This window comes from Paenibacillus sp. J22R67 (assembly GCF_059692175.1).
The window spans coordinates 514,713-530,404 of sequence record NZ_JCAUAX010000002.1; the positions used below are offsets into that span (position 1 = coordinate 514,713).

General features: G+C 45.5%; 10 protein-coding genes. All 10 read right to left on the bottom strand.

Annotated features, from left to right (window positions below):
- Nucleotides 1–54: 54 nt before the first annotated feature.
- The gene (locus AC58VC_RS08425; RefSeq protein ID WP_497368387.1) at nt 55–1,173 is read right to left on the bottom strand and encodes an oligogalacturonate lyase family protein; all 1,119 of its coding nucleotides are present in this window, start codon (nt 1,171–1,173) and stop codon (nt 55–57) included.
- Between the two features lie 31 nt (nt 1,174–1,204).
- A complete protein-coding gene (locus tag AC58VC_RS08430) occupies nt 1,205–2,923 on the bottom strand; it encodes a DUF8769 domain-containing protein (RefSeq protein WP_497368388.1) in 1,719 nt (572 codons plus the stop codon).
- An 83-nt stretch (nt 2,924–3,006) separates the two neighbouring features.
- The gene (locus tag AC58VC_RS08435; protein ID WP_497368389.1) at nt 3,007–4,560 is read right to left on the bottom strand and encodes an extracellular solute-binding protein; all 1,554 of its coding nucleotides are present in this window, start codon (nt 4,558–4,560) and stop codon (nt 3,007–3,009) included.
- 37 nt (nt 4,561–4,597) lie between these two features.
- Complete coding sequence (locus tag AC58VC_RS08440) at nt 4,598–5,494, bottom strand: carbohydrate ABC transporter permease (protein WP_497368390.1); 897 nt, start codon at nt 5,492–5,494, stop codon at nt 4,598–4,600.
- 12 nt (nt 5,495–5,506) lie between these two features.
- Nucleotides 5,507–6,484 carry an ABC transporter permease gene (locus AC58VC_RS08445; RefSeq protein ID WP_497368391.1) on the bottom strand — a complete coding sequence of 326 codons (978 nt, stop codon included), beginning with the start codon at nt 6,482–6,484 and terminating at the stop codon, nt 5,507–5,509.
- 94 nt (nt 6,485–6,578) lie between these two features.
- A complete protein-coding gene (locus AC58VC_RS08450) occupies nt 6,579–8,915 on the bottom strand; it encodes a helix-turn-helix domain-containing protein (RefSeq protein WP_497368392.1) in 2,337 nt (778 codons plus the stop codon).
- 238 nt (nt 8,916–9,153) lie between these two features.
- On the bottom strand, nt 9,154–10,563 hold the full coding sequence (locus tag AC58VC_RS08455) for a PAS domain S-box protein (RefSeq protein ID WP_497368393.1): 1,410 nt from the start codon (nt 10,561–10,563) through the stop codon (nt 9,154–9,156).
- A 78-nt stretch (nt 10,564–10,641) separates the two neighbouring features.
- On the bottom strand, nt 10,642–11,274 hold the full coding sequence (locus tag AC58VC_RS08460) for a class I SAM-dependent methyltransferase (protein WP_497368394.1): 633 nt from the start codon (nt 11,272–11,274) through the stop codon (nt 10,642–10,644).
- A gap of 149 nt (nt 11,275–11,423) precedes the next feature.
- The gene (locus AC58VC_RS08465; RefSeq protein ID WP_497368395.1) at nt 11,424–14,129 is read right to left on the bottom strand and encodes a UxaA family hydrolase; all 2,706 of its coding nucleotides are present in this window, start codon (nt 14,127–14,129) and stop codon (nt 11,424–11,426) included.
- Between the two features lie 153 nt (nt 14,130–14,282).
- Nucleotides 14,283–15,680: a sulfatase family protein gene (locus tag AC58VC_RS08470; RefSeq protein ID WP_497368396.1), complete on the bottom strand. Its 1,398-nt coding sequence runs from the start codon at nt 15,678–15,680 to the stop codon at nt 14,283–14,285.
- Nucleotides 15,681–15,692 lie beyond the last annotated feature (12 nt).

Genomic DNA, 15,692 nt, shown 5'->3' on the forward strand with positions numbered 1-15,692 from the left:
AGCAGCCGTTTTATCGTTTTCTTGCGCATTCACATAACTAGGTTCTTATAAAACTCATGATACCAAATCCACTTTATATATACAGGGAACTCCCTCCATATCAGAGGTAAATATAATAAACGAGCCATCTGGCGAGAAAGTCGGATGCGGGTGGGCATCCTGTGTATGGCCGTAAGACTTCCAGCTAGTTCCATGGGAGCATAGCCGTTCTTCTTGCTTCAATGCTACATCCACTAAATAAATGAAATGCTGCTCAGGTAGTTGCCCGTCCCCTACGATCTGCGTATGAGTAGCATTCGAAATAAAGTGGCAATACTTGGAGCAGTTCATCCAGACTTCTTCCTCCAACGTATCCGAGTCCATGAACCGAATGCTCTCGTGGTAGAGATCGTCCTTATGCCGATACACATAAGCAAATCTGGAGCCATCTGCAAGCCAATATTCATGTGTGATGAGCTCATCATGCGTTTGTTCCTTCGCGCAGCGCAGCCGCGTCCCATCCTTTTGGACCAGCCAGAGCCTGGCATCGATCAGATGCCCAGGACCTTCATGACAAAATAAAATGGTCGATGGGTCATTCGGGCGAATTTGCGGATGCCCCAGCCAGCAATTCTGCTCCTCATGCGCGATATGGCTAGTCCGCTGTTCAATATCCAAGTAGACGATTCGGCAGTGCGGTTTCGCTGCCCATTGAGGCTCGAAGTTAGACCAATCCCCTTTACTTGGCACGATATCCTTTTCATTGATTTCGACCATAACAAGATATTTGTCGTCTGAGCTGAGACCGGGATTCGCATTCGATTTCCACCCTGATGGTGACGTGTACAAGACCTCTTCCTTCAGCGTGGTCATATCCAATCGCATGATCCGCTGATCCCTGCAATAGATCAAGTAGTTATCGTCACTCGTCAGACTGCAGCTGAAATCATGAATATCCGGCCCTTCCGTTAATTGCATAGCCGATCCATCGTTCAGATCCATCCGGTAAAGTTGACGAGTTCCTTCACGCTCACTAGCATAAATGAGGTAGCGGTTATCGTTTGTGATCATTTTATAATAAAAATAAGGATGATGATTCACTTGCTCCGGCGCTGTCAAACGAGTCATAACACGGCCCGTGTACGCATCTTCAAATGGATGGAACTCATTACGAATCGTAGATCCTTTAGCCATCAGTGATCACTCCATTTCTTATCAGTAAAAGTTAGGGCCGAGGTCGCAGCATTTTCGCCTTCTCTGCAGGTTTGAGCGGCAGCGACAATTGAAGATCGGCACGGTTCGGAGCATGGAATTCTGCTTGAACCTCTGAGCTCTCTCCTGCTTGTATGACCGCAGCCGTAGCTTCGAGCTCATCTCTCTCTTCGCCCAGACGCCATGCAAACAGCAGAAGCGCCTCCTGCATGCCAACAAAATCAAACCTCTTCCGCTCACCAGCGTAGATGACATAATCAAGGAACAGTTTATTCTGTTCCTCCCCGAGCTCCCAGCCAGGCTGTTCCCCATCAAAGGCTGCGAAAATTTGTTTCACATGCAGCTTCTGCTTGGCTATGAGTACGACGGCTGATTCGGCTTCACGCGAGACAGCTTCTGCCCTCACCTCATGCAGGCTTCCTCCAATCTCGAAGCGAACTCTTAAGTCCGCTGATTCGATAGTCCCGTCAATTGGATCAAGTCCAATGTGCGTATTGCCGCCATTCGTGCAAAAGCCGATTCCGAAAAGCACATCTTTCCCCTTTTGAACACTGGAATAGATACCGGAAGAGTAGTCGTAACCTTCGTTCAGAAGACGCAAATGAACATAGGTGGATGCGTCACCACTGCGTACATAGGCTAACAAATTGCGACGCTGATTCCACATCACATCTTTGCTGAATGTGCCCACACTAACTGGCCCTTCCATATACGTAGTTGCTTGGTTAACGATATGGCCGGCCTCGTCTTTACTAATCGTCTGTACAAGTTCCATTGTCTCTGTTCGCTTGAAAGCCGGTATGTACTTCGCAGGACACCAAATGTCATTCCCGTACCAGTCCAGATTGTACGCCAGCTGATCGTCTGGCATGAAGCTCAACTCACCGTGGCTTGCAATCTGTACGAAAGATAAAATTTCTGGCGTCATGAGCGTATTGTAAGCACGGCTATGCGGGCCAGACCACTCCTTACTAGGGGCATGGAAGTGCTCAGCTACCAGACCCCATGCGACATCCAGCAGTTCAGAACTGAGCTGTTTCGCTTCCGCAACTTGGGTTGCCGTATGTATGCTGGACAATTCCTGTATCGCAACAATCGTATACGTCGGACTATTGTACTCTTGGAAAGTTCCCAGCTGCTTCGTGTACTCGCTAAAGAGTCGCAGCCGCTCCATACCGTAATTCAAGTACTTTTCTTCACTATAGACTTCACCTGTGAGCAAAGTAACGAAAGCGCCCATAATCGCAATATTCGTATAGCTAGGACCAACATTACGCTTCATAATGGCGTCGCACGCACAAAAAAGTGCATGCCGAATTTGCTCGCGCAGCTCCGAGCTTAGTAAATCGGAATGCCGCTGCTCCGCTAGCACCAGCCGCTTCCCACAGAAGTCCGCCCAATTCCAGTCCGGTGGAGCCATCATTTCGAGCGGCTCCTCGTAGAACCAAGACCAGATGCCGAAGGTAGCATTCTCGGGATTCTGGTCTTGCAGACTGATCACTTGTTCAAGTATTCCTTGTGCTCTTTCAACATGAAGAGGTTGACGGCTATCCAGTAGTCCCAGCGCATAGACACAAGCTGCCAAGGTAGGATGAGTAAACGCTACATTTTTCAGTGTGCTGTGATATCCCGGTGTACGGAAAGGCTTGCGAACCATCCGCAGCTCAGGCGTATATTCCTCATGCCAGTTACCAAGCTGCTCGAGCAGCATCATCTTCGGATCAATAGTCATTGTGAAATTACACTCCTTATTCGTATGAAATAGCCCCCCGACTCCTGTTCGAATCGGGAGGCTGTTTAGCCGTCTATGAAAATTTACTTGCCCTTCACATTGTTCTGATACCAATCTTGCGCTAACTTGTCAACGTTATCGCCGCCGAGACGTTTCCATTCCTTGCGAAGCTGCTCCAACCCCCATTGCGGCGAATATTGAGCACCGCCTGTAATAACCTTCGTTTCGATATCATCAGACAAGGGGCCGAATGAAGTGGAAGTCTCGCTCAGTTCAGGGAACGTAGGGTTAAACGGAATATCGCGTCTGTATTTGTTCTTCATAGCTACCTTGAGCGATTCACCCTGCACTTTGGCATATTCCTGAGAAATGGCATCCGTCGCTGCCATTACCGCGAAGTCCTCAGGTTTTGGACTCCATTGATCGAGCACGGCATACTCTGGCGCATAGATCGTTTCCTTCTTATTCTTCTCGGCATCTATCGTTTGAGGAACACCATTAACCAGCTTGTAATGCGTACCTTCCGTGCCGAACCTGACATCGAACCAGTTTTTGTCGATCCACCAGTCTAGTAACTTGATTGCTGCTTCCGGATTTTTCATATCCTTATTAAACACAATCAAACGGTTTGCAGGCGGCTCTTGATACAAGCCGAACTTCCCATACTTGGTTGATACCGGCTCTAAAGGCACGAGCTTTGACGCAGGAACATTTTGCTTCAACTCACGGTATTCTGCACCAATATTCCAGCTAGCGAAATAGATGCCTGCTTTACCTGTCACGAACAGCTGTCTTTCCTTCTGGAAGTTCTTGTCTGTAATGTATTCCTTGTCAATTAGCCCTTCGTCGAAGAAGAGTTTCATCTGAGCAAGTACATCTGTATAGCGATCTGTTAATCCACCGTACACTATTTTGTCATTTTCAAGATACCAGTTGCTTTTGTTAGATGCATACATCGCTTGAATAATGCCTGCGTAGTTATAATTGAAAGAAGCCCCCAACGTATCATTTTTACCGTTACCATCAGGATCTTTATCTCTAAAAGCACGCATCACTTCGACCATCTCATCCATCGTCGTTGGCGCCTTTAAGCCCAGCTTATCGAGCCAATCTTGACGGATCCACATACCGTGATTGGCAATCGCGTCAATGCCTCGCGCGCTGGTCGCCATATAGGTTTTGCCATCAAACATGGTGTATGGCTTCAGCTCTGGATGCGCTTTCAAATAAGCTTTATAAGAGGTGCTGTATTTCTCTATGTATTCGTCGATTGGCTGAATAGCTCCCTGTTCTTTCAATGTCGCCATGTAATCACGGCCGAATTCCCACATCATATCGGGCGCTTCGCCAGCAGCGATGAGCGTGTTTAACTTCTTCGTAGATTCTGTCCGCAGGATCGGAACCCACTTCACATTAATGCCCGATTTCTCACTGATGTACTTGGTAGTCCGGTTACTTTCATAAGTTCCTTCGTCGCTCGCCACTTGGCCGCGGTCAAGGATGGATACACTGACCTCGAGCTTCTTATTCTCTCCTGAAGCCTTGCCTTCCTTATCTGAGCTACTTGGTGAGGAGCAAGCTGCAATTGCGAATAAAGAAGCGACTAGCGTTAGAGCTACGTGCTTTTGTTTAATCATCAAATCTTCGCCTCCTGCAATAAGAATGGATTTTCTATTAACCTTTAATCGAACCAATCAAGACACCTTTTACAAAATACTTCTGTAAGAATGGATAGACACATAGGATCGGCAGCACCGAGATAATGATCGCAGCAGCCCTTAATCCCTCTGGAGTTACCATCGTTTGTATAGAAGCTCCTTCGCTCCCGTTGGTCGCATTCGTATTGAGCAGATTCTGGCTTGTCGTATCAATCATTTGCAGCAGCTTCACCATCAAAGACAGCTTCCCTGAATTCGTGATATACATGAGAACATTCATATACGAATTCCACCAGGTTACTGAATAAAATAACGTTAGCGCCGCAATAATCGGCATGGAGAGCGGAAGAATAATTTTCCAAATAATGTACAAATCATTAGCTCCATCAATCGCAGCAGATTCCTCCAGTTCCGGAGGCAACCCTTCAAAGAAAGATTTCATGACGAAAAAATTGTACGTGCTGATCAGCCCAGGCAGCCAGAGTGCCCAGTAGGTGTTCATAATGCCCAGCGTTTTGATGAGGATATAGTTAGGAATGATCCCTCCGCCGAACAGCATGGTGAACGTTATGATCATTAGCAGAACATTCCTACCCTTGAGCCGCTTGCGACTTAACGGATAGGCCGCCATGATCGTTGCTACAATGTTGATGGAAGTCCCTACAACTGTAATGAGTACTGTGTTCTTCATGGCATTAAACAGCTGGCCGTCTTCAATGAGGTTTTTAAAAGAAGTGAATGTGACTTCCTTCGGCCATAAAAAGACCTCACCTGACATAATGGCCCGAGAACTGCTTAATGAGGTAGATAGCACATGAATGAATGGGAATAACGTCAACATGGCAAGTACCGCTAGAAACACATAGATGACACCATAAACCAGCTTTGCTGACGAGCTATGACTTCCGGACACTGCATTCCCCTCCTACCATAGCCCATTCTCGCCTAAGGCTTTAATTAATCGATTCACGCTTACAACCAAGATCAAGCCAATAATGGATTGAAAAAGGCCAAGCGCTGTCGTATAGCTGTACTGCGATCCTTCTAAACCAACATGGTACACATAGGTACTAATTACGTTAGCGACCTCTGAAACCGCTTTATTTTGCAGCACGAAGATATGCTCGAATCCCACATCCATCATCTGACCCACACGCAGGATCAACAGGATGGCGATTGTAGATCGGATGCCCGGCAGTGTCACGTGCCAGATGCGCCGAAGCTTACTCGCTCCGTCTATCTTCGCTGCTTCATACAACTGAGGGTCAATGCCAGCCATGGCCGCGAGGTAGAGAATTGTTCCCCAACCTGCATTCTGCCATATCCCGGAAAGGATGAACGTAATCGGCCACCAGAAGGTGCTTGCCATGAAATAGATCGGCTCAATGCCGAACAGCTTCACCAAAGCAATGTTGACGATTCCCGTGGATGGAGACAGCAGCGCGATAACAATGCCGCCAAGCACTACCCAGGAAATGAAATGCGGAATGTACAGAAGATTCTGAATCGTTCGCTTATACCATTCCAATCGGACTTCATTTAGAAGGATAGCCAGTACAATCGGAACGGGGAAAGCGAACACGATACTGTACACATTCAGCAAAAGTGTATTCCTTAATACAACGAAGAAATCTGGACTCGTGAACAATCTGTTGAAATGCTTCAGGCCAACCCACTGACTCCCCCATATCCCATCAGCAAAACGATAATTCTTGAAGGCAATGATCTCACCAAACATCGGTGTATACTTAAATGTGACATAGTAAGCAAAGATGGGAAGAAGCAATAGATACAAGTATTTGTCCCGCTTCAGATACTTCCAAGCCAGTTTAAGCTTAGTCGTTTGCTCCTTCTTTCCGGCATTCGCTTGTGCGGTGGTGGCCCCGACGGTTCGTGATTTCATGTCCTACCTCCTCTCAGGTCGATGACTTGCACCTTCATGGTAGCGCTTTTATGGTTATTTCGCATATAGACACTTTTTAAAACACACACCTTTTTTAACCGGATTCCAATTCGCCATTTTTATCATCTTCGCCTTTTTTAAGATTTTCCCGGAAATCGCCTGGTGTTTGGCCTGTATATTTCTTGAAAATACGTATAAAGCTCTGAACATTGTTGTACCCAACGCTCTCAGCGATGGTGTTAACCTTCTGTTTCGAGCCCAGCAACAGCTCCTTTGACTTCTCCATACGGATCTGAATCAGACAATCCATGAAATTTGTCTCCGTCGTTTCCTTGAAGAGCTTGCTTAAATAAGGAACGCTTAACTCGAATTGCGCCGCCAACAGATTGAGCGAGAGATCGCTATCCATATAATGTTCTTCCACATACGCTAGAACCTGCCCAATGGTATCGTGGTGCCCTTTGGAAAGTCGCTTCTCCTCCGTGCGTACAATGAGCTGATGCAGGAAGCCCGACATATAACTCTTCAACTCAGCAACTTTCATGCAGCACTCAATTCGGTCATAGATATTCTCCTTCGGATCTAGGAATTCTTTGATCTCAAGACCCTTATCCGATATGACCTTAATGGATTTCATAATGATCTGAATACACATCTGCTTAATTAACTCAGGAGGAACATTGCTTGCCACGACTTCGCCAAAAATTTTATCCAGCTGCGAACGAAGCTTCATTTTATCCGTTTCCCGAACCAGGTTGACGACAGAATCAATTAGCGCAGTTATCCGGTAAAATTTCTCATTATAATTGCTGCCCGCGATATCGTCGATGGAGACGACGGTGTTATCGCCCATAATCAACTTGTATTTCAGCGCATTCAGCGCTTCTTCATACGAAGACTGGATACCTTCCAGCTGCGAGTGCGGACTACCTACACCAATGGTTACCGTTTGTTTAAAATGAATCCCCACATAATTTTTCACCAAATCAGCCACCTGCAAAGCTTGAATTTGATTGCCTTGAGAATCCTCGGATTCGAAGCTCATAATGACGGTCACTCGGCCATCGGTTAGTTCCACCGAAGTCCCTTTGCATACGCCGGCAATTAATTCATCCGCAACGTTGCTAATCGCGTAAGTAAATAAGTACACATCCCGTGGAGTGTGATTCTCTTCGATGCGATCCAGTTCAATGATGAGTACAATAAATTGTTTATGATATAAATCTATACCCAACGTATGGAAATATGGCTTCATCCGATCATAGTTCGTTTTATCCCCCATCAACAGACTCATGATCAGACGCCATTTCAACGCAGGCAAGCTGTCATTCATTTGTTTTTGCAACGATTCGTTGTCTGATACCATCTGTTTGAAAAATTGCTCCATGTAGGTTAGGTCACCGGAACGAACTGATTTCTTACCTGCTACGGAGTGGAAGAAAAGCTCAAGAGGTCTGAACGTGTAATTGCTTACTGCAAACACAATCACAATAGCTAGCAAGAACATCCCCGCTGTCACGATTAGCAGTAAATTGCGCACGATCATTAGTGGACGATTCATCTCGGGGTCAGGTACGATACTGATGTATTTCCAGCCATTGTAATTAGAAGTTAGATAAAACGTCGTGTAGCTTCCACTTTTTGAATGCGACGTGACATACCCATTTCCCTTAAAATCACTCAATTTCGGAGCGCCGGGAATCGTGCTTAAGGAGTGGAACAGGTGCTCTTTGTTCTGCGAGGAAATAATCATCCCTTGGTCATTAATGACTAACGTTTGACCTGCCCTTTGCTGATCTACATCTTGAATCAGATTGGAGAGCGTACTTTCCGCGACATTGACAATAATGGCGCCCTTCCGAGACTGCGGCAAACTGATCAGCGGATAAGTGCGCACCAATGTAATCATATTTTTCTCAATTTGCAGTCCTGAGCTGATCTCCGTCACCTTCCTGGTGTCAAGCCATTCGCCGTAGCCTTTCATGCTGACATAAGCATCATGCCAAGCCATATCGTAGAAGCTGGACTCGTCAGAATACGTCACATCCGTCAACAAGCTCTTGTTCGCTAAAGAATACAAATAAAACGAAGAAATATTGCTGTTCGCAAACATCAGTGTCTTAAACCGAGCATTCAGTATGCGGAAATAATTAAGCCGCAGCTCATCACTCGCGTATCTGCCATTCAGGAAAAACTCGACATCCGGCTCTTGTACGAAATTAATCGTGCTTGTATCAATTTCATGCAGCATCATTTCAATCTTCTGCTGACTCAGATGAAGCAGCGCTGTATTCGTGCGTCGCAGCTGATCCTCCATGCCTCCCTTCGAGCTTAAATAGGACAGCCACACGGTAGATGAGATGATGACTAGGAAAAATACACCATAAATTACCTTGAACCTGGCCGATATGTTACCTTGTAAGAATCGCATGGTTATCTCCTTTTCTCCGTGTAAAATAAGGGCTGGATTGTGGCTCACCTTAATTGGTAACGCTTACAAAATCGCCATTGTCATTCCTTTCCTCATATGATAAAGCAAGAATGCGGAATGTTCAACCAGGCTTAAAACGAAGGTAAAGCTAGATTAAATTGAAAAAGCCCCTCCAAGTAAACGGCAGTGCCTTGCTTCGCACTGTCTATCTGAAGGGGATTCTATCCGGATGTTATGCTTATTTTTTTATTGGCAGCTCAATCTGCACCGTAGTTCCATGGTTAATTTCACTTTGAATCGATAATTCGCCATCATGACTATGAATAATACGTTTGCAGACCATTAACCCTAGACCCGTACCGTTAGCTTTTGTCGTGAAAAATGGTTCGCCCAACTGAGTCAGCTTATCTTCAGAAATACCAACACCTTGATCTTGGACGCAAATAATCAACTTTTGATTGGAATCATTTCTTACTGATATCTGTATCAATCCACCATGAAGCATGGACTCTATCGCATTCTTCAATATATTAATTAAGACTTGTTTAATTTGGTCTGGAATACAATAAATGACGGGGATGTCTGGATCCATGTCCATTTGTATTTGAACGTTATACAGATGAGCATGGGGCTGTAGAAAACCAATGACACTTTGGACAAGCTCCCCAGGATTACTCTCCATGTAATAATTCAGATGGGGTTTGGCCAGCGTCATAAATTCATTAACGACATAATTGATATGTTCGAGTTCTTCCATCATGACATCAACATAGTCAGCATTTTTAGACTTTAGTAAATGGACAAACCCCTTTAAGGAAGTTAGTGGATTACGGATATCATGTGCGATTCCAGCTGCCAATTGACCAATTAGCGACAGCTTCTCTGATCGGATAATCGCTTCTTCCGACTTCTTGCGCTCCGTGAGATCGCGAATTACGCTCTGCATGACAGGATAGCCAATATTTTTGTAAACATAAATCGAAGATATTTCCGCATCAAAAAGAGTGCCATCTTTCTTACGCATCTTTCGCTCGACAAAATCGCTGTAGTTATCCATCTGCATAATCTCTTCAAGTCGCTCTACGATCACTTTCTTATCCTTTGGACAGAAATAATCATAGATCGAATTTCCTATGAACTCTTCGGATGAAGCTCCGCCAAACAGTTTGCAACTAGCATCATTCACAAACTGGATGAGCCCGTCTTTATGCAAAACGATAGGTTCCGGATTAAGCTTGAGCAGTCTTCTATACTGATTCTCTCGTTCAAGAAGCTCCTCTTCCACTCTTTTCTTCTCACTAATGTCTCTTTCCAAACCAATAAAGCCTACTATACATCCATCATTATCTTTCAAAGGCGAGACTGACACATTCGCAATAAAAGTCGTTCCGTCTTTTCTAAGTTTTATCGCTTCAAAGTCCTTGATTTGCTCGCCGTTTATTAAGGATTGATACAATCGGAGAGCATCCTCTTTAAAGTCACCAGGTGTCGTCGGCAATACTTGTCCAATAACCTCTTCCCTCGTCCAGCCATGCAACTCTTCAAACTTCTTATTCACTTCTAACACAGTTCCATTTATATCGACGATTACAATCCCATCGGATGTTAAATTCATGAAGGAATCAATTAAGTATTCTTTTAATTTCATGAGTAAATATCCCCTAATTCAATCAAGTGATAGTAAGTGTATTCGTCTCCAATCGTTCAAAAACCTTTATTAAACATCCTATTCAGACGTTTTTTTACATTTGATCATTAGAAATTTAAATGGCGGTTTATTTTCCACATTCTTATGTGGCTCAACAATTTCCGAGGTTTCTATCAGCCCATATTTCCCAAATTCTTGGGTGATCGAGTCAACATCATAAAAAAACATTTTCACACCTGCGTTGGTCTCATAATAGTCTTTACCCAGTTGTTGGCCCTTTCCAAACATGGGCGCTTCTTTTGAAATCGTCGTAAAAATCATATACCCGTCCGGCCTTAACTGGTTGTAACAATCTTGAATAAACTTCGCTCTCTCGCCTTCATTCAATAAGTGAATAAGCGCATAGCTAAATATGCCGTCATACAGCTTGTTTTCAAAAGGCATATCAGCCACTGATCCATGAAAAATATCAATATTGAGCCCTTCTTGCCTTCCCAAATCAATCGCAGTTTTGGAAATCTCAATACCTGTTACCTGTATGCCGTTATCGATAAAAACTTTCGCGTTTCTTCCATATCCGATACCAGGTATCAATATATCCTTGACATTTTTCTCAAGGAAAAAGTCCTTGGTCAAGATGGCTGAGTCCGCAGGCTGAAATCCCCACATCCTTTGATTTTCGATAAAACTGGATTCCCAGAATTCTGTCATCCCTCTATCTCCTTTTTATAGGTTATTGTGGCTGCACTTTTGTCGTAAGATGTATGCCCATTATAGAACGAACGTTCTAATAAATCAAATTTCATTTACCGCCAGCCCTATAAAAAAGAGACCGCCAGCGGCGATCTCTTCCACTCCAATCACAACGAAACGCCTAGATATCCGCGAGTCATTTGAAAATCAACATTACCTTGTTGATAAAGCTTCGGTGTATAGGTATGCTCAATGACCTGCTTACAGCTATCCAGAATTTGATCTGTCCACGCAGCAGGATTTCCAGTGAGCACAAGATCACAGTCCTTCGCATAGCTTTGTACCGCTGCAAGGTCCGATGCCACTTGCAGCATTGGCACGAAAGGATGTGCCTGCATAGGAGTCCGATGGATCAGCGCGATGATCAGCTCTACTCCCGTAGCTGCTAACCCCGTCACCGTCTCTACCCAGTGCTCGGTTGGTGTTTCCATGATGTGGAATCCGTTGTTGCAGGCATGTTCCCCATAGGCTAATGAAGGTTCGGTGCTCAGTGAAGGTAATAATTCCTCACAGTAAGCTGAGGTTGAAATCAACCCGCTGTTCTCGGGTACAACCACCATACCACCCGCGCCGACAATCATTTTCGTCAAAATCGCCAGTTGTTCACCGACCTTGTCATGGATGGGACCATCACTTATGATCCCAACACGCAAAGCTTCTAGCCCCGCAGTCTCTTTCGTAACTGGCCCTGCTGCAGACAATTGTTCAGCAAACCACGCTTCCACTTTCTGAATCACTTTATTGATTCCGCCATCTAGTTGAATGCTTGCAAAACCTAGTCGACCCGGGTCAATTCCACGCCCCTCCATCTCATGACGCATGAAGTCATTATGGGTTTTCTCACAACCATGCTCAAGCAGCAAACAATGTTTGACCAGCGGATGTGTCACATAACCCATCATTGTTCGGGTATACAACTGCTCGGGTTGACCATCCGAAGTCCCGCATCCTTCTGTATGAGCCAAGGAGATGAAGCGTGAGAGTTGATCTGTCTGACCCAGCCCCTGTTTATTCAACCTCTGCGCGATCATATTCGCAACCTGACCGGCACATAGACTCGTGGGGAGAATTAATCCGATATGATCACTTGCTCGGCGGTCCTGGTAACGAGTGAAGGTGAAACTGATAGAGCTTGCAGCCACGGCTGCATCCATTTGAATCGCAATAGGTTCCCCTGACGGTAAATCTTTATGGAGCAATGCTTCCAGCTTGCTTCCATCGCTTTGCCGCCAATTGCGCCAGATTTGTACCTGCGAGTGGCCCGCTTTCTCGCCGACACTGCGCTGACCTGAAGCTATTTGTATCGAATGCTCAAAGGCTTGTTTGCCCAGTTCATCCATGGAAACGCCTTCCAGGTACTGACCGGCATTGATATCCATATCATTTGCAAGCAATTGGAAGCGTCGTGATGTAGTCACTACCTTGACCGTCGGCACAAAAGGGAAGTTAGTAATCGAGCCGTTACCTGTCGTGAAAAATATCAGGTTGCAGCCCGAAGCCACCTGACCGGCGATGCTCTCCAGATCATTGCCGGGGCTATCCATGAAATAATAGCCGGATTCCTTCATTGGTCCTCCGTATTCAATAGCATAATCAAGGCGGGTGATTGGGTCTTTCTTGCGTGCAGCACCAATCGACTTCAGGTAGATATTATAAAGGCCGCGATATTTATTGCCGCCGGATGGGTTTCCTTCCGCGTTAGAACCATGCCAAGCTGTGCGCTCCCTGAATTCATTGACAAACGTTAAGAATTTACGGGCTGTTTCTATATCACGCACCTTCTGCAAGACATAGGGCTCAGCGCCAATTAATTCATCGGTTTCAGCCAGACTGGCTGCGCCGCCGAAGTTAATCAATTCTTGGGATAGCCAGCCCAGAAGCGGATTCGCGGAAATTCCGGAGAAGGCGTCTGAGCCTCCACACTGTAGTCCAATTTTCAGATGGCTAATCGATTCTGGGGTACGCATCATAGCATTAACCGTTGGCAGCCAATTACGAACAATAGCTTCTCCAGTCGTCAGATTTTCTTGAAAGCTGCCATCCAGCGAGAGGAATTGATGCAGCACTTCACCTAGCGGATATTTGTGTTCCCGTAAATACGCTTCAACCATCTGGTTGGTCACGGTGTCAACCCCATTATCTACGACTAGAACTGCACCCACATTGGGATTAACGATAAAACCAGCCAACGTACGCAGCAGCAGTTCAAGATTGTTGGGCTGTTCCGTTCCCCCCTCCGTATGCGCCACAGGTACAATACCCTCGACTTGTGTATAGGTATTCAATTCGCTCTGTAGTCCAGCTGCTAGTTGCTTGACATAGCTCCCCGTGAGTGAGGTTGTCCCCAACAGAACAACCATATTGCGGGTGCCAACGCCGCGAGCTTGGCTGCGCCGATAACCTAGAAATGTTCGCGTTTCCGTATAAGCGGGTACACCCGGTGCAGGTTGGAATTTCGACTCGTCCAGAACATAAGGAGGAATTTGATCCGAGAAATTAGGCGCCTCTGGAAGCGCGAATTTGACCAAACGAACATGAAGCGCGTCCAACACGGTCTTGTTGATTACATAACCACCAGGCTCAATGGATTGCAAAGCCACTCCAAAGGGTAACTCCCAGGATAATAAGGCTTCTCCGGGAGCAATGGATTTCACAGCAAAGCGATGACCTTCCAAAACCGTATAATCCAAGATCAGGTTTTGGCCTTGATAGGTAATGATAGTGCCAGCATCCAATTGGCATAATGCAATTGCTACATTATCTCCGGGTAAAGGAAGTCTGCCAACTTCGTCAAAGTGATAAGATACGTTCATTGATTTATAACCCCTTAATTCAGATTTCTCTTGAGTTAAAAGAACCTAGGAAAACGCTTTAATATTAGACTCATTATAAATCAAATCATTCTCTCCGGGGTAGTTAAAATTACCGAATCCTTACTTTTCTTTTTTTATCGTATAGTCACATCGTCATTTAGATGAAATAACGGTACTTCTCCCTGATTCCTGATACCTTTCAAGGATAAGTTTCATAGACTGGGCGATGTCAGGATGAGCATCTATGACATTATTGGTTTCACCAATATCCTCGCTGAGATCATACAATTGATACAGCGGCGAGCCTGCTGGCTCTTCACCAGGTTTTGGAAAGCTCCATCCGCCAGAGCCGGGGCATAGCTCCAACTTCCATTTCCCCTGCCTGATAGAGAATGCCCCTTGAATGGAATGATGAACAATGGCTTCTCGCAAGGGCTGCTCGTAAGGAAGATTAGCCCAGATGGGCAGGTTACTTACACTATCCTCACCTGCGCTCGGAGGTAAAGTAACTTCCAATACATCTGCAACTGTTGCGAGCAAATCTGTCAGGCAGACGGGTTCATCGCTAATACGCTCAGCTTGAATGCGCTGCGGCCATTTCACAATCAGCGGTATCCGATGACCGCCTTCATAAATATCCGCTTTATGACCGCGAAAAACATAGCTAGGGTTATGTCCAAATGTCGCAAGCTCCTCATAATTAGCTTTAGGCGAGCAGCCATTGTCACTTGTATAAATCACGATCGTATTCTCGGACAGTTGTAATTCATCCAGTTTATTCATAATTTGACCGATCACATCGTCACACATGAGTACGAAATCACCGTAAGCATTCGTGCCAGATTGACCAACGAACGCCTCTGATGGAAGGATCGGGGTATGCGGAGCAGGCAGAGGGAAATAGATGAAAAATGGCTCATCTTTATACTGCTCAATCCATTCCAGTGTTTTGGTTGTAAGTTTAGGCAGTACTTGCTGGTGCTCGAAATCTGGTGCGGTAGCCCCTTCACGCCAAAAAGCCATCGGATCGTCGTTACGGGTTATGCGATCCGGCAACTGGGTAACATGGTCGTTCTCGATATAGACATAGGGGGGCATATCCAGCGATGCGCTAAGCCCGTAATAATAGTCAAACCCATGCGTTATCGGTCCTTTAAGAATAGGCTCTCGATAATCAATTTCACTCTCTCCGTCGCCTGCCTTCGCCCACTCCATGCCCAAATGCCATTTGCCAATACAAGCCGTCTTATATCCGTGTTCACGAAGTAAACTAGCGACTGTCATTCGGCCTTCTTCAATTAAAGGAGCGGAGAATCCATTCAGAACGCCTTTCTTGAGGGATGAACGCCAATTATATCTTCCGGTCAAGATACTATAACGAAATGGCGTACATACAGCTGACGAAGAATGGGCATCCGTAAAGGCGATCCCTTCTTTTGCCATTCGGTCAAAATGTACTGTATTAATCTTGGAATTCTTGTTCAAATAGGAAATATCGCCGTACCCCATATCGTCGGCTAGGATATAAATAATGTTTGGTTTTGAATGCATCGCATTTTCCTC

What these genes read in the sequence shown, in the direction of transcription:
- AC58VC_RS08425 (WP_497368387.1), bottom strand. Translation starts at nt 1,173, where the DNA reads ATGGCTAAAGGATCTACGATTCGTAATGAGTTCCATCCATTTGAAGAT.
- AC58VC_RS08445 (WP_497368391.1), bottom strand. Translation starts at nt 6,484, where the DNA reads ATGAAATCACGAACCGTCGGGGCCACCACCGCACAAGCGAATGCCGGA.
- AC58VC_RS08460 (WP_497368394.1), bottom strand. Translation starts at nt 11,274, where the DNA reads ATGACAGAATTCTGGGAATCCAGTTTTATCGAAAATCAAAGGATGTGG.
- AC58VC_RS08430 (WP_497368388.1), bottom strand. Translation starts at nt 2,923, where the DNA reads ATGACTATTGATCCGAAGATGATGCTGCTCGAGCAGCTTGGTAACTGG.
- AC58VC_RS08465 (WP_497368395.1), bottom strand. Translation starts at nt 14,129, where the DNA reads ATGAACGTATCTTATCACTTTGACGAAGTTGGCAGACTTCCTTTACCC.
- AC58VC_RS08450 (WP_497368392.1), bottom strand. Translation starts at nt 8,915, where the DNA reads ATGCGATTCTTACAAGGTAACATATCGGCCAGGTTCAAGGTAATTTAT.
- AC58VC_RS08455 (WP_497368393.1), bottom strand. Translation starts at nt 10,563, where the DNA reads ATGAAATTAAAAGAATACTTAATTGATTCCTTCATGAATTTAACATCC.
- AC58VC_RS08470 (WP_497368396.1), bottom strand. Translation starts at nt 15,680, where the DNA reads ATGCATTCAAAACCAAACATTATTTATATCCTAGCCGACGATATGGGG.
- AC58VC_RS08435 (WP_497368389.1), bottom strand. Translation starts at nt 4,560, where the DNA reads ATGATTAAACAAAAGCACGTAGCTCTAACGCTAGTCGCTTCTTTATTC.